General features: G+C 62.5%; 16 protein-coding genes. 11 read left to right on the top strand and 5 right to left on the bottom strand.

Translation table 11 applies throughout. The features are described from left to right. Window positions 1-146: 146 nt before the first annotated feature. From EN879_RS05305 to EN879_RS05270, 8 genes are all read left to right on the top strand, one after another. Entirely contained in the window at window positions 147-797 is a 651-nt protein-coding gene (locus EN879_RS05305) for an RNA-binding protein (RefSeq protein ID WP_024503463.1), read from the top strand. Continuing rightward, window positions 794-3,370, top strand: coding sequence for a translation initiation factor IF-2 (gene infB / locus EN879_RS05300; RefSeq protein ID WP_013527894.1), 2,577 nt, complete (start codon window positions 794-796; stop codon window positions 3,368-3,370). Before EN879_RS05305 ends, infB begins: the two co-directional genes overlap by 4 nt. A 125-nt stretch (window positions 3,371-3,495) precedes the next feature. Continuing rightward, entirely contained in the window at window positions 3,496-3,936 is a 441-nt protein-coding gene (rbfA, locus tag EN879_RS05295) for a 30S ribosome-binding factor RbfA (RefSeq protein ID WP_024503464.1), read from the top strand. Continuing rightward, window positions 3,936-4,931, top strand: coding sequence for a tRNA pseudouridine(55) synthase TruB (gene truB / locus EN879_RS05290; RefSeq protein WP_013527892.1), 996 nt, complete (start codon window positions 3,936-3,938; stop codon window positions 4,929-4,931). Before rbfA ends, truB begins: the two co-directional genes overlap by 1 nt. Window positions 4,932-4,975: 44 nt before the next feature. Further along, window positions 4,976-6,070 (top strand): magnesium/cobalt transporter CorA, encoded by a 1,095-nt coding sequence (gene corA / locus EN879_RS05285; RefSeq protein ID WP_063169994.1) that lies wholly within the window; start codon window positions 4,976-4,978, stop codon window positions 6,068-6,070. 139 nt (window positions 6,071-6,209) lie between these two features. Further along, window positions 6,210-6,521, top strand: a complete 312-nt coding sequence (rpsO, locus tag EN879_RS05280; RefSeq protein ID WP_269470859.1) for a 30S ribosomal protein S15 — start codon at window positions 6,210-6,212, stop codon at window positions 6,519-6,521. Window positions 6,522-6,799: 278 nt separating this feature from the next. Continuing rightward, a complete protein-coding gene (gene pnp, locus EN879_RS05275) occupies window positions 6,800-8,947 on the top strand; it encodes a polyribonucleotide nucleotidyltransferase (protein WP_013527890.1) in 2,148 nt (715 codons plus the stop codon). Between the two features lie 100 nt (window positions 8,948-9,047). Then, on the top strand, window positions 9,048-10,067 hold the full coding sequence (locus EN879_RS05270) for a class I SAM-dependent methyltransferase (protein WP_063169995.1): 1,020 nt from the start codon (window positions 9,048-9,050) through the stop codon (window positions 10,065-10,067). A 68-nt stretch (window positions 10,068-10,135) separates the two neighbouring features. Here the strand turns inward: EN879_RS05270 and EN879_RS05265 are convergent, their stop codons facing one another. From EN879_RS05265 to fabA, 4 genes are all read right to left on the bottom strand, one after another. Further along, window positions 10,136-11,680, bottom strand: a complete 1,545-nt coding sequence (locus EN879_RS05265) for a bifunctional diguanylate cyclase/phosphodiesterase (protein ID WP_027161757.1) — start codon at window positions 11,678-11,680, stop codon at window positions 10,136-10,138. Between the two features lie 207 nt (window positions 11,681-11,887). After that, window positions 11,888-12,700 (bottom strand): enoyl-ACP reductase FabI, encoded by an 813-nt coding sequence (gene fabI / locus EN879_RS05260; RefSeq protein ID WP_013527887.1) that lies wholly within the window; start codon window positions 12,698-12,700, stop codon window positions 11,888-11,890. 13 nt (window positions 12,701-12,713) lie between these two features. Then, entirely contained in the window at window positions 12,714-13,934 is a 1,221-nt protein-coding gene (gene fabB, locus EN879_RS05255; protein ID WP_024503470.1) for a beta-ketoacyl-ACP synthase I, read from the bottom strand. A 52-nt stretch (window positions 13,935-13,986) separates the two neighbouring features. Then, window positions 13,987-14,502 (bottom strand): 3-hydroxyacyl-[acyl-carrier-protein] dehydratase FabA, encoded by a 516-nt coding sequence (gene fabA / locus EN879_RS05250; protein WP_013527885.1) that lies wholly within the window; start codon window positions 14,500-14,502, stop codon window positions 13,987-13,989. 242 nt (window positions 14,503-14,744) lie between these two features. Between fabA and irrA the strand changes: the two genes are divergently transcribed. Together irrA and EN879_RS05240 are read left to right on the top strand one after the other, a co-directional pair. Then, window positions 14,745-15,176, top strand: a complete 432-nt coding sequence (gene irrA / locus EN879_RS05245) for an iron response transcriptional regulator IrrA (RefSeq protein ID WP_024503471.1) — start codon at window positions 14,745-14,747, stop codon at window positions 15,174-15,176. Window positions 15,177-15,222: 46 nt separating this feature from the next. Next, window positions 15,223-15,630, top strand: coding sequence for a DUF4260 domain-containing protein (locus tag EN879_RS05240; protein ID WP_063169996.1), 408 nt, complete (start codon window positions 15,223-15,225; stop codon window positions 15,628-15,630). Here EN879_RS05240 and EN879_RS05235 read toward each other — a convergent pair. Continuing rightward, window positions 15,603-16,163: an SH3 domain-containing protein gene (locus EN879_RS05235; RefSeq protein WP_127273972.1), complete on the bottom strand. Its 561-nt coding sequence runs from the start codon at window positions 16,161-16,163 to the stop codon at window positions 15,603-15,605. The genes EN879_RS05240 and EN879_RS05235 overlap by 28 nt on opposite strands. A gap of 209 nt (window positions 16,164-16,372) precedes the next feature. Here EN879_RS05235 and EN879_RS05230 point away from each other — a divergent pair. Then, on the top strand, window positions 16,373-16,876 hold a 504-nt coding region (locus EN879_RS05230), incomplete at its 3' end, for an NAD(P)-dependent oxidoreductase (RefSeq protein WP_281034583.1).

Raw genomic sequence — 16,876 nt, 5'->3', positions numbered from 1 at the left:
GCAGACGCCGAACATATGGTTCTGGCCGCCCGCCTCAAGGCCGGCTGGATCACCGAAGACGAGCTTGCAGCCGAAGAAGTCTCGGCTGACGAAGCCGTTGGTGCGTGAGGTGAAACCGCATCGCACCGAACCCGCCCTTGGACGAGATGAACGATCGCACCTGCATCGTTACGCGCAAACAAGCCGAACCGGATGATCTGATCCGGTTCGTCGTCGGCCCGGATTCGGCCGTCGTTCCCGACATCAAGAGAAATCTGCCCGGCCGCGGTTGCTGGGTGAGCGCCGACCGCCTACATATCGACAAGGCTGCGGCGAAGAACCTCTTTGCCCGCGCCTTCAAGGCACAGGTGGTCGTGCCGCCCGATCTTGGCGGCATGGTCGACGGGCTGCTTTCCAGGCACGCTCTGGGCATGCTTGGTCTTGCCCGCAAGGCAGGCGCAATTTCGCTTGGTGCTACCAAGGTCGAGAGCGCGGTGCGCGGCGGATTGGCGCTTTTCGTGCTGCATGCTTCCGAGGCGTCCGATGACGGCGTGCGCAAGATCAGCCAGGCGCGACGGGCGACGGTCCATCTCGGTGGGCCCGCTATCCTTGCCTACAAACTTTTCTCCGAGGCCGAGTTGAGCTTGGCATTGGGGGGTACAAATGTGATACATGCTGCCGTTCTCGCGGGAGACGCGGGCAGGGCGGTCCAGAAGCGCATGGTTGCGCTCGACCGGTATCGGGGCGGTTCCCCGGACGATCTGGCAATGCTTGCGGCTGTTGCTGACGAAGATGATGCCGCAGAGGATATGGAATGAGCGATACGAAATCGGGTGACGACAATACGCTGAGTGTGACGCCGAAGAAGACCTTGACGCTGAAGCGCCCCGGTATGGAACAGGGCACTGTGCGCCAGAACTTCTCGCACGGCCGCACCAAGCAGGTCGTCGTCGAAACCAAGAAGCGCAAGTTCTCGATGCCCGGCGACAAGCCGGAGCCTGTTGCCGCCCCCGTCTTCACACCGAAGCCGGCGGTCGTGGCCGCACCCGTCGTCGTGCCGGAAGCACCGAAGGCGCCGCCACCCCCGCCGCCCCCGGCCCCGGTCGAGCGCAGCGGCATGGTGCTGAACGAACTGTCGCGCAGTGAAATGGAAGCACGCCGCAGGGCGCTCGAGGGCTCGAAGGTTCGCGAGGTCGAGGACCGCCAGCGCGCCGCCGAGGATGCCAAGCGTCGCGCCGAGGACGAAGAGCGCCGCAAGCGCGAACGCGATGAATCCGCGCGCCGCCAGGCCGAGGAAGAAGCACGGTTGCAGACCGAGGCCGAATCCCGCCGTCGGGCCGAGGAAGAGGCGCGTCGCCGCGCGCCATTGGCTGCCGAACTGGCAACAGTCGATGACGAGGAAGTGGCCAAGCCGAAGCGGGTTGGTGCCGGCGCACCGGTGCGCCGTCCGGTCACGCCTGAAGTGGCGCGTCCGGCCAAGCCGACCAAGAGCGAGGAAGATCGCCGCCGTGGCAAGCTGACGCTGAATTCGGCATTGTCCGACGAAGATGCGCGAGCCCGTTCGCTGTCGTCGATGCGTCGCCGCCAGGAAAAATTCAAGCGCGCGATGCACAATGAGCCGCGCGAGAAAGTCATGCGCGAAGTGATCCTGCCAGAGACCATCACCATCCAGGAACTGGCGCAACGCATGTCCGAGCGCGCGGTCGACCTGGTCAAGTTCTTCATGAAGCAGGGCCAGATCCTGAAGCCGGGCGACGTCATCGACGCCGACACGGCCGAGCTGGTCGCCACCGAATTCGGCCACACGGTCCGCCGCGTCGCCGAATCCGACATCGAGGAAGGCCTGTTCAACATCGCCGACAATGCCGAGGACCTGGTTTCGCGTCCGCCGGTCGTGACGATCATGGGTCACGTCGATCATGGCAAGACCTCGCTGCTCGACGCGATCCGCAACGCCAATGTCGTCTCCGGCGAAGCCGGCGGCATCACCCAGCATATCGGCGCCTACCAGGTCGAGAAGAATGGTCACAAGATCACCTTCATCGACACGCCCGGCCACGCCGCCTTCACGGCGATGCGTGCTCGTGGCGCCCAGGCGACCGACATCGCCATCCTGGTGGTTGCGGCCGATGACAGCGTCATGCCGCAGACGATCGAATCGATCAGCCATGCCAAGGCGGCCGGCGTTCCGATCATCGTGGCGATCAACAAGATCGACAAGCATGATGCCGATCCGCAGAAGGTGCGCTCCGAACTGCTGCGCCACGAGGTTTTCGTCGAATCCATGGGCGGTGAAGTTCTGGACGTCGAAGTGTCGGCGACCAAGGGCACCAATCTCGACAAACTGCTCGAGGCGATCCTGCTGCAGGCCGAAATTCTCGACCTGAAGGCCAATCCGGACCGTACCGCCGAAGGCGTCGTCATCGAGGCCCAGCTCGACAAGGGCCGTGGTCCCGTTGCCACCGTGCTGGTGCAGACCGGCACGCTGATGCCGGGCGACATCCTCGTTGCCGGCAATGAATGGGGCCGGGTGCGTGCGCTGGTCAACGATCGTGGCGTGCAGATCAAGGAAGCGCCGCCGGCGATGCCGGTGGAAGTGCTTGGCTTGCAGGGCACCCCGCAGGCCGGCGATCGCTTCGCCGTGGTCAACAACGAGGCCCGTGCCCGCGAGATCACCGAATACCGCCAGCGTCTGGCGCGCGAGAAGGCGGTTGCCAAGCATGCCGGCCAGCGCGGTTCGCTCGAGCAGATGATGTCGCAGTTGCAGACAAGCGGGCTGAAGGAATTCCCGCTGGTCATCAAGGGCGACGTGCAGGGCTCGATCGAGGCGATCAACGCCGCACTCGACAAGCTCGGTACCGACGAAGTGCGTGCACGCATCGTCCATGCTGGCGCCGGCGCCATCACCGAAAGCGACGTGTCGCTGGCCGAGACTTCGGGTGCCGCGATCATCGGCTTCAACGTCCGCGCCAACGTCCAGGCACGTGCCGCTGCAGCGGCGGCTGGCATCGAGATCCGCTACTACTCGATCATCTACAACCTTGTGGATGACGTGAAGGCGGCTCTGTCGGGCCTGTTGTCGCCGGAGCGTCGCGAGACTTTCATCGGCAATGCGCAGATCCTCGAAATCTTCGACATCACCAAGGTCGGCAAGATCGCCGGCTGCCGTGTCACCGAAGGCAAGGTCGAGCGTGGTGCGGGCGTGCGCCTGATCCGCGACAACGTCGTCATCCACGAAGGCACGCTGAAGACGCTGAAGCGCTTCAAGGACGAAGTTTCGGAAGTCCCCGGCGGCCAGGAGTGCGGCATGGCCTTCCAGAACTACGAGGACATGCGCGTCGGCGACGTCATCGAGTGCTTCCGCGTCGAGATGGTGACCCGGACACTCTGAGTTCGAGTGACTTGTCCATACCGGGCGGTGGTCGAAAGGCCGCCGCCCCAAGTCTATTGAGAATGCCCATATGAGACATGCGGCACGGTTCCATCCCGCGCCTCACGCTTTCAGGATTGAGAAAAATGCCCCGTCCAACCGCATCCAGCCCATCCCAGCGCATGCTGCGCGTCGCCGAACAGGTGCGCCATGCGCTATCCGAAACCCTGCAGCGCGGCGAGATCATCGATCCGCTGATCGAGAACACCGTGGTGTCGGTCTCGGAAGTGCGCATGTCGCCCGATTTGAAGGTCGCTACCGCTTTCGTCTCGCCGCTCGGCGCCAAAGATGCCGATGCGGTGGTCGAGGCGTTGAACAAGCATGCGAAATTCGTCCGTGGCCGTGTCTCCGGCGCGCTGCGGCAGATGAAGTTCATGCCGGAGTTCCGCTTCAAGCTCGACACCTCCTTCGACAATTTTGCCAGGATCAACGACCTCTTGAAATCGCCGGAAGTGGCGCGCGATTTGGGTCCTGAGGACCAGGAAAACGCAGACCAGGACAAAGACGACAACAAGGACACCGAATAGTGGCGCGTCGCGGCAAGAAGAAGGGCCGGCCGATCTCGGGCTGGCTGATCCTGGACAAGCCGGTCGGCATGGGCTCGACCGAAGCCGTCTCCAAGATCAAATGGCTGTTCCAGGCGGAAAAGGCCGGCCATGCAGGCACGCTCGACCCGCTGGCGTCCGGCATGCTGCCGATCGCGCTTGGCGAGGCTACCAAGACCGTGCCTTACGTGCAGGACGGCGCCAAAATCTATCGCTTCACCGTTGCCTGGGGACAGGAGCGTTCGACCGATGACCTCGAAGGTCCGGTGACGAAAGAATCCGACCTGCGTCCGTCGGAAGCCCAAGTGCTCGCCCTGCTGCCGAAATACACCGGCGTCATCATGCAGACGCCGCCGCAATTCTCGGCCATCAAGATCGCAGGCGAGCGCGCCTATGATCTGGCCCGCGACGGCGCGACGGTCGACATACCCGCGCGAGAGATCGAGATCGGCCGTCTGGACGTTGTCGAGCATGGCGCCGACCATACTGTTTTCGAGGTCGAGTGCGGCAAGGGCACCTATGTGCGCTCGCTGGCCCGCGACATGGGCCGCGACATCGGCTGCTTCGGTCACATCTCCGAATTGCGCCGGGTCGAGGTCGAGCCGTTCACCTCGGAAGACTTCGTCACCATCGCCGAACTGGAAGCCGCCCGTTTCGGTGTGGAGGAGGTCGACAGCTCGGACACGACAGAAGCCGCTGACAAGGCAGAGGCTGCCGACAAGGTGGAAGCGCCAATCGACTTCGACGCCATCGATGCGCTTCTGGTCGACACATCGGCTGCCCTCGATTGCCTGCCGCAGATCGCCATCAGCGATGACGCGGCAACCAAGATCCGCCTCGGCAACCCGGTCATCATCCGCGGCCGCGACGCACCGGTGGAAGCCGAAGAAGCCTGCGCCACGGCGCGCGGCAAGCTGGTCGCCATCGGTGCCATTGAGCAAGGCATGTTCAAGCCCAAGCGGGTCTTTGCCGGTTGATTCCTGTCGTCTAATGTCGAGGCGAGGACTCGCACGAGGGGAATATGGCAAAGGCTGAGACCGTGAAGACGCGGGCACCGGCGAAAACGCGGCGGCCGCCGGTCGGTGCGTCGCCCGGCACGCTGATCGCCGACCCGTCGGCGCGTCGCTCGGAACTGCGTCTGACGCTGATCTCGCCCGAAAAATTCAAGACTATCGAAAATGCCAGCATCGACGACCTCAACACCCATTGCCACAAATGGCCGGTCCTCTGGCTCGACTGCACCGGCCTCGCCAACATCCCGCTGATCGAGGAGATCGGCCGCATTTTCAGCCTGCATCCGCTGGCGCTGGAGGACGTCGTCAACACCGGCCAGCGGCCTAAGGTCGACTTCTTCGAGGACCATGCCTTCGTCGTCGTCAGGATGATCGACGATGTCACCTCGCACCGCTATGAGCAGATCGCCGTCTTCTTCGGCAGCAACTTCGTCGTTACCTTCCAGGAGCGGGAAGGCGATCCATTCGATCCGGTGCGCAAGCGCATTGAAAGTTCGGCGCCCAACCGGCTGCGCGCCCGCGGCGCCGACTATCTTGCCTATGCGCTGATCGATGCCATCGTCGACAGCTATTTTCCGCCGATCGAGGCCGCCGGTGACATGGTCGACAGCATCGAGGACCAGATGCTGCATTCGCCGCACAAACACCAGATGCGGCAGCTGCATGAATTGCGGCGTGACGCCAACGTGCTGAAAGGCGTGCTGTGGCCGATGCGCGATGCGCTGGCGACGCTGATCCGCAACGATGTGCCCTATGTGAAGGCCGAGACCAAGATCTTCCTCAACGACACGCTCGACCATGCGCTCAGGCTGATCGAGCTGGTCGAGACCCAGCGCGATATGCTGACCGGCCTGATCGAGATGCACCTGTCGCTGAGCCAGGCGCGCACCAACGACGTTATCAGCTATCTCACCATCGTCTCGGTCATCTTCATGCCGCTCACCTTCCTGGTCGGCATCTGGGGCATGAATTTCGATCCGGAGTCTTCGCCCTGGAACATGCCGGAACTGAAGGCCTACTACGGCTATCCCTTGTCGCTGCTGTTCATGGCGCTTGTCGCGTTCGGGCTGATCGCCTTCTTCAAATGGAAGAAATGGCTTTGACAGGGATAAACCTGCCATTTTGGCCTGAAAAGCCGGCTTGTGAATTGGGCTGGTGTTTTCCGGGGAATTGCACTATATGCGCCGCAGCTTAGCGCTATGACGCTTTGCTTGCACCGGCCCCTGCTGGACGACATCCCGGCTGAGGGCGACCCGTTTCCTCAAACAGATAAGGAAAAACACGATGTCGATTACTGCCGAGCGCAAACAGGAATTGATGGGTGAATTCGCAACCGCCAAGGGCGATACCGGGTCTCCGGAAGTCCAGGTGGCCATCCTTTCCGAGCGCATCAAGAACCTGACCGACCATTTCAAGGACCACAAGAAGGATAACCATTCCCGCCGTGGTCTGCTTGCTCTCGTCTCCCAGCGCCGCAGCCTGCTTGATTATCTCAAGCGCAAGGACGACGCGCGCTACCAGACGCTGATCGAGAAGCTCGGTCTGCGTCGTTGACGAATTGACCGGCGGGCTTTCGAAGGAGAGCCCGCCGGTCGCGCATTCTGCCAGTCGTATCGACTGGCCAGACCCGGTTTCGATCGTGCAGAGGGCACTCGAAACCGCCCATGGACGGTCATGGGGCAGGATTGCAGGACGCTCGCGCGCGCACCGCGCCGAAATCACCCGAGCCTCCCGTTGTCTTGCCCGTGGCTGCCCGAGAAAGGAAGCCAGGGAAAGGGCATCTCCGCGCACCGTGAAACGGCGCGGCCCTTTCCTCATATTAAGGACAAGAGATGTTCAATCACCACAAAGTGGAAATCGAATGGGGCGGTCGTCCGCTCATCCTCGAAACCGGCAAGATCGCGCGCCAGGCTGATGGCGCGGTGCTCGCCACCTACGGCGAGACCAAGGTCCTCGCCACCGTCGTTTCGATGAAGGAGCCGAAGCCCGGCCTCGATTTCTTCCCGCTGACCGTCAACTACCAGGAAAAGACCTACGCCGCCGGCAAGATCCCGGGTGGCTATTTCAAGCGTGAAGGCCGTCCGAGCGAGAAGGAAACGCTGGTTTCCCGCCTCATCGACCGCCCGATCCGCCCGCTCTTCGCCTCCGGCTACAAGAACGACACCCAGATCGTCGTCACCGTCGTCCAGCATGATCTCGAGAACGATCCCGACATCCTGTCGATCGTTGCCACTTCGGCCGCCCTGACGCTCTCCGGCGTCCCCTTCATGGGCCCGGTCGGCGGCGCCCGCGTCGGCTACATCAACGGCGAATACGTTCTGAACCCGCATGTCGACGAGATGCAGGAATCCAAGCTCGACCTCGTTGTCGCCGGCACCGCCGACGCTGTGCTGATGGTTGAGTCCGAAGCCAAGGAATTGGGCGAAGAGCTGATGCTCGGCGCCGTCATGTTCGGCCACAAGGGCTTCCAGCCGGTCATCGACGCCATCATCAAGCTGGCCGAAGTCGCCGCCAAGGAGCCGCGCGACTTCACCGCGCCGGACTATTCCGCGCTTGAAGCCGAGATGCTGAAGATCGTCGGCGACGAACTCAGCAACGCCTACAAGAACGTCGACAAGCAGAAGCGTTACGCCGCCGTCGACGCCGTCAAGGCGAAGGTCAAGGCAGCGTTTGCCCCGGCCGAAGGCGAAGATGCCAAGTACACTTCCGAGCAGATCGGTTCGGTATTCAAGGAACTCCAGGCCAAGGTCGTGCGCTGGAACATCCTCGACACCGGTTCGCGCATCGATGGCCGTGACCTCAAGACGGTCCGCAAGATCGTCTCCGAAGTCGGCGTCCTGCCGCGCACCCACGGTTCGGCGCTGTTCACCCGCGGCGAGACCCAGGCGCTGGTCGTTGCCACGCTCGGCACCGGCGAGGATGAGCAGTATGTCGATTCGCTGACCGGCATGTACAAGGAGAAGTTCCTCCTTCACTACAACTTCCCTCCCTATTCCGTCGGCGAGACCGGCCGCATGGGTTCGCCGGGTCGCCGCGAAATCGGCCATGGCAAGCTCGCCTGGCGCGCCATTCGCCCGATGCTGCCGAGCGCCGACCAGTTCCCCTACACGCTGCGTGTCGTCTCGGAGATCACCGAGTCCAACGGTTCGTCGTCGATGGCCACCGTCTGCGGCACCTCGCTGGCGCTGATGGATGCCGGCGTGCCGCTGGCCAAGCCCGTCGCCGGTATCGCCATGGGCCTGATCAAGGAAGGCGAGCGTTTCGCCGTTCTATCCGACATCCTCGGTGACGAGGATCACCTCGGCGACATGGACTTCAAGGTCGCCGGCACCGCCAACGGCATCACCTCGCTGCAGATGGATATCAAGATCGAAGGCATCACCGAGGAGATCATGAAGATCGCGCTGGACCAGGCCAAGGATGGCCGCCAGCACATCCTCGGCGAGATGGCGCATGCTCTGACCGGCGCGCGTTCGGAACTGGGTGAGTTCGCACCGCGCATCGAAGTGATGCACATCCCGACCGACAAGATCCGTGACGTGATCGGCTCGGGCGGCAAGGTGATCCGCGAGATCGTCGAAAAGACCGGCGCCAAGATCAACATCGAGGACGACGGCACGGTCAAGATCGCTTCGTCCAATGCCAAGGAGATCGAGGCGGCGAAGAAGTGGATCCACACCATCGTCGCCGAGCCGGAAGTCGGCGAGATCTACGAAGGTACGGTCGTCAAGACCGCGGACTTCGGCGCTTTCGTCAACTTCTTCGGCCCGCGTGACGGCCTCGTCCACATCTCGCAGCTTGCCAACGACCGGGTCGCCAAGACCTCGGACGTGGTCAAGGAAGGCGACAAGGTCTGGGTCAAGCTGATGGGCTTCGACGAGCGCGGCAAGGTCCGCCTGTCGATGAAGGTCGTCGACCAGGCCACCGGCAAGGAACTCGCCCGCGACAAGAAGACCGAAGGCGAAGAAAACGCCGCCTGATTGGTCTGAGATCATGAATCGAAACGGGCGCGGCTTATGTCGCGCCCGTTTTCATTTTCAGCCTGGGTTTCAAAGCGCTTAGACAAGTCGAGATCGAACAATGTCCGCCGAGCCGTTGAAGACGCTTTTCCATCCCTTCGAGGCGGAGGCTGTTGCTTTGCCGGGAAAGGGCACGCGCGCCCTGTTTTTCGGCGCTGAGCCGGGTTTTCGCCTGCCTGAAGGCTTTGAGGCGACGCTTCACCTCGTACAGGGCTTCCGGCCGCATTTTAGCGTGCTGCAGGCGTCTGGCTTCGTCGTCACCGCGCAAGTGGAAGGCGATGGCTTCGATATGGCACTTGTGCTTGCCGGCCGGCATCGCGGCTTGAACGAAGTGCGCATCGCGCAGGCGCTTGAGTGCGTGGCGCCGGGCGGCCTGGTCGTCATTGCCGGCGGCAAGGACGATGGCATTGCCAGCCTGCGCAAGCGCGTTGACGAGCTTGTGCCGCTTGAAGGCCATTTGCCCAAATATCACGGCATTGCCTTCTGGCTGCGACGTCCCGCCGATCTGGCCGCCGCGGAAGAATTGCGCGCTGCCAACCCCGCTCTGCTGGTTGAAGGCCGGTGCCACACCGCGCCCGGCATGTTCTCGTTCGACCGGATCGATACCGGATCGAAATTGCTGGTCGAGAACCTGCCCAATGACCTGCGTGGCAGCATTGCCGATCTCTGCGCCGGCTGGGGCTATGTGGCGGCCGAGATCGCCGCCCGCTCCCCCGGCGTTCAGGCGCTCGACCTCTATGAGGCCGATTTCGCCGCGCTTGAAGCCGCGAAGCTCAATCTGGCAGCGGTCAGCCAGCCGACCGCCAGGAATTTCTTCTGGATCGATCTGCTGAAGGAACCAGTCGAGAAGCGCTACGACGCGATTGCCATGAACCCGCCCTTTCACCGCAGCCGGGCGGCCGAGCCGGAGATCGGCGCCGGCATGATCCGAGCGGCGGCCAAGGCCTTGAAGCCGGGTGGGCGGCTGTTCATGGTCGCCAACCGTCAGCTTCCCTACGAACCGATCTTGGCGGCTGTCTTTTCGAGCCATGCCGAACTCGCTCGTGACGGCATGTTCAAGGTGCTTTCCGCTCGTCGTTGAAGCATGATCCCGAAAGTGGATACCGGTTTCGGAAAAGATCATGCTCAAAAACAGATATCGCGTCGCACTCAATGCAGATTGGCAACGCGCCGGACCTCATCGGTGATATGCACGTCGCCGACCCTGATCTTGAGGGGGGCGGGCCTGCCATACAGGTAGCCTTGCACCACCTCGCAGCCGGCTGCCCTGAGCAGTGTCGCCTGGCTTTCGGTCTCGACGCCTTCGGCAATGATGCTGACGCCGAGCGCGCGCGAAAGCCCGACGATGGTCGAGACGACCGCGCCGGAGCTGGAATCTGTGTCGAGGCGGCTGACGAAGGACCGGTCGATCTTCAGCTTGCCGAATGAGAAATCGATCAGGTAGCTCAAATTGGAATAGCCGGTGCCGAAATCATCGACGGCGACCGAAATGCCGATATCCGCAAGCTCCTTCAGGATGGCGGCGGCGCGGTCGCGATCCTGCATCATCGCCGTCTCGGTCACTTCCAGTTCCAGCCGTGACGGCTTGATGCCGGTGCTCGTCATGGTGTCGCGCACGATGCCGACGAAGTCCTTGGTCATGAACTGGACGGGCGAGATGTTGACGGCGACGAAGCAGTCGTCGGGCAGATGCCGGGCGTCGCTGCAGGCTTTGCGCAGCACCCATTCGCCGATCGGGCCGATCATGCCGGTTTCCTCGGCGATCGGAATGAACTCCATCGGCGGGATCATGCCGCGTTCCGGATGCCGCCAGCGGATCAGCGCTTCGTAGCCGACGATGCGGCCGGTCGGGAGATCGAGCTGCGGCTGGTAATGAAGGTCGAAGTCACCGCGCTCGAAGGCTGTATGCAGTTCGGATTCGATCCACTGGCGATGGTCGGCGACCCTGCCCATTTCGGCATGGAAGACGGACCAGTTGCCGACGCCGCTGGCGCGCGCGTTCTGCAGCGCCAGATTGGAGCGGCGCAGGATGAGGACGGGATCGACACCGTCCTTTGGCATCGCCACGATGCCGACCGACAGGCTGACCGATTGCAGGTGCGTACCGAGATCATAGGGCTCCATCATCTCGTCGATGAGCCTCTCTATGGTGCTTTCCAAGGACCCTGCGACTTGGTTGTCGGGGAGCAGGATCGCGAATTCACCGGCGCCGATGCGTCCGATCAGCGCGCGCGGCGGCACGCACGTCTTCAAGCGCTTGGTGAAGGCGCGGATCAGCTCGTCGCCCTGGCTGTAGCCGATGGCGTCATTGATCTGCTTGAACCGGTCGATGTCGATATCGATGAGGAACATCGGCTCGCCGGTCCGGCTGGTCGCGCATGCCGCCTCGGCAATCTTGCCGACCATCGCCGGACGTGCCACCAGGCCGGTCAGCTTGTCGAAATGGGTTTCCGTGAAGACGAAATCCGCCGATTCATCGACGCCGGCGAAGAAGGACATCGCGGCGACCGACGCCGCCAGTGCGCAAAGAGCGGCCATCACCGAGACCATCATGTCGGCGGAGATGCCGGCAAAGCCATCGCCGAGACCGAGCTTCAGGCCCCAGAGCCCGAGGACGAAACTGCCGAGACCCGAACTCGCTATGGTGAGCAGTCGGAACACCGGTGTTCGCTTCGGGTTGCTGACGGCGAGCATTGAAAGTTCCCCTGAGTACGGAGCTTTCTACCGGATATCTCCTTAAAATGAGTTTCCGCGAATGAATCCAATTTTATTGGACCGGAAGTATTTCTTGAGCGGATCAATGCGACTGGCGCTGAAACGGGGTTTAGCCGCGCGCTTTAAGCTTCGTGTTTTCAGATGTCCGCCATTTCAAAACCGTCGCGCACCTTTGGCCGACAGGCGTTAGTCTCGCCCGCCGTCGGTCTGCTTCAATTCGTCGAGCGTCGGCATGGAAACGATGTGATAGCCGGAATCGACATAGTGGATTTCGCCGGTAACCCCGGAAGACAGATCCGACAACAGATAAAGCGCCGAACCACCGACCTCGTCGATGGTCACCGTGCGGCGCAGTGGCGAGTTTCGCTGCTGGTAGGAGAACATGTGGCGGGCGTCCGAAATGCCGGCGCCGGCGAGCGTGCGCACGGGCCCAGCCGATATGCCGTTTACCCTGATGCCGCGCGGACCGTAATCGTTGGCGAGGTAGCGCACGCTGGCCTCCAGTCCGGCCTTGGCGACGCCCATGACATTGTAGTTCGGCATGACGCGGACGGAGCCCGCATAGGTCAGCGTGATCATCGATCCGCCGTCCTTCATCAAGGTGGCCGCATGGCGGGCGACCTCGGTGAAGGAGTAGCAGGAGATCACCATGGTGCGGACGAAATTGTCCCGGCTGGTGTCGGCGTAGAGGCCTTTCAACTCGTTCTTGTCGGAAAAGCCGATGGCGTGGACGATGAAATCCAGCCCGCCCCATTCGTTGCCCAGGGTCTCGAACGTGGCGGCGACCGAAGCGCTGTCCTCGACGTCGCACGGCACGACCAGCGAGGCGCCGAGCTTGTCGGCCAGCGGCTTGACCCGGCGTCCGAAGGCATCGCCCTGATAGGTGAAGGCGAGTTCCGCCCCGTGTTCGGATAATTTCCGGGCGATGCCCCAGGCGATCGAATGATCGTTGGCGACACCCATGACAAGCCCGCGCTTGCCCTTCATCAATCCGTCCATGGCCGGCAAATCCTTATGCGGAATAGCGCTGGAAAACGAGCGTGGCGTTGGTGCCACCGAAGCCGAACGAATTGGACAAAACAGTGTCGATCCTGGCGTCGTCGATGCGCTTTCGCACGATCGGCATGCCCTCGAATTCGGGGTCGAGGGTCTCGATATGGGCGCTTTCGCCGATGAAACCGCCCTGCATCATCAGGATCGAGTAGATGGATTCCTGCACGCCGGCCGCGCCCAGCGAATGGCCGGTCAGCGACTTCGTCGAGGTGATGTACGGCATCTCTGGGCCGAACACCTCGCGGATGGCGCCCATTTCCTTGGAATCTCCCACCGGCGTCGAGGTGCCATGGGTGTTGATGTAGTCGACCGGCGTGGAAACCGTGGCCAGCGCCTGGCGCATGCAGCGGACCGCGCCTTCGCCTGAAGGAGCAACCATGTCGTAGCCATCCGACGTCGCGCCATAGCCGACGATCTCGGCATAGATCTTGGCGCCGCGCGCCTTGGCATGCTCAAGCTCTTCCAGCACCAGCACACCGGCGCCCCCGGCAATGACGAAGCCGTCGCGATTGACGTCATACGCACGGGAGGCGGTCGATGCCTTGTCGTTGAATTTCGACGACATGGCGCCCATGGCGTCGAACAGGTCCGACATCGTCCAGTCGAGATCCTCGTGGCCGCCGGCGAAGACGATGTCCTGCTTGCCCCATTGGATCAATTCATAGCCATTGCCGATGCAATGCGCCGAGGTCGAACAGGCCGACGAGATCGAGTAGTTGACGCCGTGGATCTTGAACCATGTGGCAAGCGTCGCCGATGCGGTCGACGACATTGCCTTCGGCACCGCGAATGGACCGATGCGCTTGGGACTGCCGTTCTTCAGCGTCGTTTCGGCAGCTTCGACGATGGTGCGGGTGGATGGTCCGCCCGATCCCATGACGATGCCGGTGCGCTCATTGGTGATGTCGCTCTCGCCGAGGCCCGCATCCGCGATCGCCTGGTCCATGGCGACGTGGTTCCATGCAGCACCCTGGCTCAGGAAGCGCATCGCACGGCGATCGATCATCGCCGATGGATCGAGCGTCGGCGCTCCCCAGACCTGGCAGCGGAAGCCGTGTTCGGCGAAGGAATCCGAGAAGCTGATGCCTGATCTGGCGTCATGCAGCGAGGCTTGCACCTCGTTGGCATTGTTGCCGATCGACGACACGATGCCGAGGCCTGTGACTACGACACGTCTCATTCGCAACTCCTTCCAGGGATGCTGGCCAAAGGGGGCCGGCCAGGGGTGCCGGTCAGCCGACCGCCGACTGCTTGGACAGACCGACTTTCAAATCCGTTGCCGCGTATATGGGTTCGCCATCCGCCTTCAGCCAGCCATCGGCGATGCCGAGCACCAGCCGGCCCCGCATCACGCGCTTGAAGTCGATGCCATATTCGACCTTCTTCACCGAAGGCGTGACCATGCCCTTGAATTTCACTTCGCCGGTCGACAGCGCCATTCCCTTCCCGGGTTCGCCAAGCCAGCCAAGATAGAAGCCCGTCAGTTGCCACATGGCGTCGAGGCCGAGGCACCCCGGCATGATCGGATTGCCGATGAAATGGCAGGCAAAGAACCACAGGTCCGGCTTGATGTCGAACTCCGCGCGGATGAAACCCTTCTCGAAGGCGCCGCCGGTCTCGCTGATCTCGGTGATGCGGTCGAACATCAGCATTGGCGGATAGGGAAGCTGGGCGTTGCCCGGTCCGAACAGTTCGCCGCGGGCGCAGGCCAGCAATTCGTCGTACTCGTAGCTGGATTTACCCGCCATCAATCTCATCCCATATCGTTCCGGGCCATCGGGTGCCCTTGTCGTTGGTTTCCTAACACAATCTGTTTCAGGCCGGAAACCGGCGTTTGCGCTTAGCCTGCTCGTCTGCCTGGGTCAATGCGCGCTATTGATCGCATTCGGACGACAGAATATATGTCCTGAGAGGTCCGGTTTCGGCAGACGTTCATTTTTTTGCCATTCTGGGCGTGTCTTGGGGCGGAACTGTGGGGTTCGACGAGAAGATGGACCTGGACGGCCGGAAGGAAAATGTCGCTGTGGACAAGCGGGTCCGTGAAGCCGGGCTGAGGCCGACGCGTCAGCGCATTGCGCTGGCCGATCTGCTTTTCGCCAAGGGCGACCGGCATCTGTCGGCCGAGGAACTGCACGAGGAGGCGGTTGCCGCCGGCGTGCCGGTGTCGCTGGCCACCGTCTACAATGCCCTTCACCAGTTTACCCAGGCGGGACTTTTGCGCATCCTCGCCGTCGAAGGCGCGAAAACCTATTTCGACACCAACACCTCCGACCACCACCATTTCTACATCGAAGGCGAAAACCGTATATTCGACATCGACAGCGGTCCGGTGACGGTTGCGAACCTGCCGGAGCCTCCGGAAGGGATGGAGATCGCCAATGTCGACATCGTCGTGAGGCTGCGCCCCAAACGCCGCGAATGACTGGCGAGGCCGGAATCATCTGCCAAGCCAGAATTATCGGCCAGGGATGAAACCCCTCGATCTCGTAATCCGGCTCGAATGGGCGATCGTGGCACTGGCTGCCGTCATTTTCTACGGTTCGACCGGCATCTCCTGGTGGCTCTTCGGATTGCTTATCCTGGCGCCTGACCTATCGATGTCGGGCTATCTGGCCGGTCCGCGCGTCGGTGCCCTTGCCTACAACGCCTTGCACATCCTGATCGTGCCCGTGCTGCTGCTGCTCGGCGGGCACATGTGGGGCAATGCGGCCGCGATGGCGGTTGCGCTGATATGGATCGCCCACATCGCCATCGACCGTGCGCTGGGCTACGGTCTGAAGCTGCCGACCGGCTTCCAGGACACCCATCTCGGCCGTATCGGGCATAAAGCCAGGACCGCGAAAGAGAATCAGTCCTTGACCCGTTCGCCGGGATAGGCGCCCCAGACGACCGACTGGGCAAGCCAGCCGGTGTGGCCGTCGAACGTCATTTCGCACCACTGGCCGTCGCAGGATTTGATCGTACCCATGACGCCAGGTTCGATCATCGCGACCACCCTTGCATCCTTGTCGGGGCTGTTGAGAAGATTGATCCGGGTGCCCTTGCCACGCTGCCATGGTGCGACGATTGCCGTGCGTCGGCCGGAAAGCAGCGACTGGTTGATCCAGCCTTCCGAACCATCGGCATCGCGCACGCGGCGCCATGTGTCGAATTCCTGGATGATCTCCATCGGCAGGCCGGCCTTCATGTACATCCAGTCGACCGAGTAGTTGGCGCCGGGGCCGACGCGCGAGTTGACGCGGCCGGATTTCAGGCTGACGAATCGCGGCAGCGGCAGGCCGCTCGGCCCGAGCGTGACGACGCTCTGGGCAGGTGCAGCCGCACTCTGTGCCGCCGTAAGCGGAGAATAAAGCAGAGCGCCCACAAATGCTGCACTGAGGGCCAGGCGAAGCGACGCGAAACCAGACACTTTCATTCCTTTCGGCGCTTGCCTCGGCGCCCCTTTTTCTTTGTCTTCGGCGGCACCGCTTGTTACATGGGTAATCGGCACCGCGACCGGCTTTCAGTTTCGCCGGTCTTGGTTAAAGAGGTCTCAACGAGATCGGGTTAGAGCAATTCCAGCAAACCTGTGAAGCGGTTTTGCGTTCGGAATTGCGGCAAATACTCGAGAGGGAAACAATGGCAGGCAAAAAAAGGCCTCTCGTCGTCATCACGCGCAAGCTGCCCGACCCGGTCGAGACCCGCATGCGCGAACTGTTCGACGCAAGGCTGAATGTCGAGGACCGGCCGATGACGCAGCCGGAACTGGTCGCGGCGGTCAAGGAAGCCGACGTTCTGGTGCCGACCATTACCGACAATATCGACGCGGCGCTGATCGCTCAGGCAGGCGACAACCTCAAGCTGATCGCCAATTTTGGCAACGGCGTCGACAAGATCGATGTCGCGGCTGCGGCCAAGAGGGGCATCACCGTCACCAACACGCCGAATGTCCTGACCGAAGACACCGCCGACATGACGATGGCGCTGATGCTGGCGGTGCCGCGGCGGCTCGCGGAAGGCGCCAATGTGCTCACCGGCGACAAGAAATGGGCCGGCTGGTCGCCGACCTGGATGCTGGGCCGGCGCATCTGGGGCAAGCGGCTCGGCATTGTCGGCATGGGGCGGATCGGCACGGCCGTAGCC

Origin of the sequence: Mesorhizobium sp. M7A.F.Ca.AU.002.02.1.1 (assembly GCF_003998535.1) — a bacterium.
Classification (GTDB): Bacteria; Pseudomonadota; Alphaproteobacteria; order Rhizobiales; family Rhizobiaceae; genus Mesorhizobium; species Mesorhizobium ciceri.
Note: the sequence above shows the minus strand (reverse complement) of the source record. Positions and strands in the feature narration are given on the sequence as shown.

Coding starts and splice junctions, on each gene's coding strand:
- EN879_RS05305 (WP_024503463.1), top strand. CDS start 147: ATGAACGATCGCACCTGCATCGTTACGCGCAAACAAGCCGAACCGGAT.
- infB (WP_013527894.1), top strand. CDS start 794: ATGAGCGATACGAAATCGGGTGACGACAATACGCTGAGTGTGACGCCG.
- rbfA (WP_024503464.1), top strand. CDS start 3,496: ATGCCCCGTCCAACCGCATCCAGCCCATCCCAGCGCATGCTGCGCGTC.
- corA (WP_063169994.1), top strand. CDS start 4,976: ATGGCAAAGGCTGAGACCGTGAAGACGCGGGCACCGGCGAAAACGCGG.
- pnp (WP_013527890.1), top strand. CDS start 6,800: ATGTTCAATCACCACAAAGTGGAAATCGAATGGGGCGGTCGTCCGCTC.
- EN879_RS05270 (WP_063169995.1), top strand. CDS start 9,048: ATGTCCGCCGAGCCGTTGAAGACGCTTTTCCATCCCTTCGAGGCGGAG.
- EN879_RS05265 (WP_027161757.1), bottom strand. CDS start 11,680: ATGCTCGCCGTCAGCAACCCGAAGCGAACACCGGTGTTCCGACTGCTC.
- fabI (WP_013527887.1), bottom strand. CDS start 12,700: ATGGACGGATTGATGAAGGGCAAGCGCGGGCTTGTCATGGGTGTCGCC.
- fabB (WP_024503470.1), bottom strand. CDS start 13,934: ATGAGACGTGTCGTAGTCACAGGCCTCGGCATCGTGTCGTCGATCGGC.
- fabA (WP_013527885.1), bottom strand. CDS start 14,502: ATGGCGGGTAAATCCAGCTACGAGTACGACGAATTGCTGGCCTGCGCC.
- irrA (WP_024503471.1), top strand. CDS start 14,745: ATGGACCTGGACGGCCGGAAGGAAAATGTCGCTGTGGACAAGCGGGTC.
- EN879_RS05240 (WP_063169996.1), top strand. CDS start 15,223: ATGAAACCCCTCGATCTCGTAATCCGGCTCGAATGGGCGATCGTGGCA.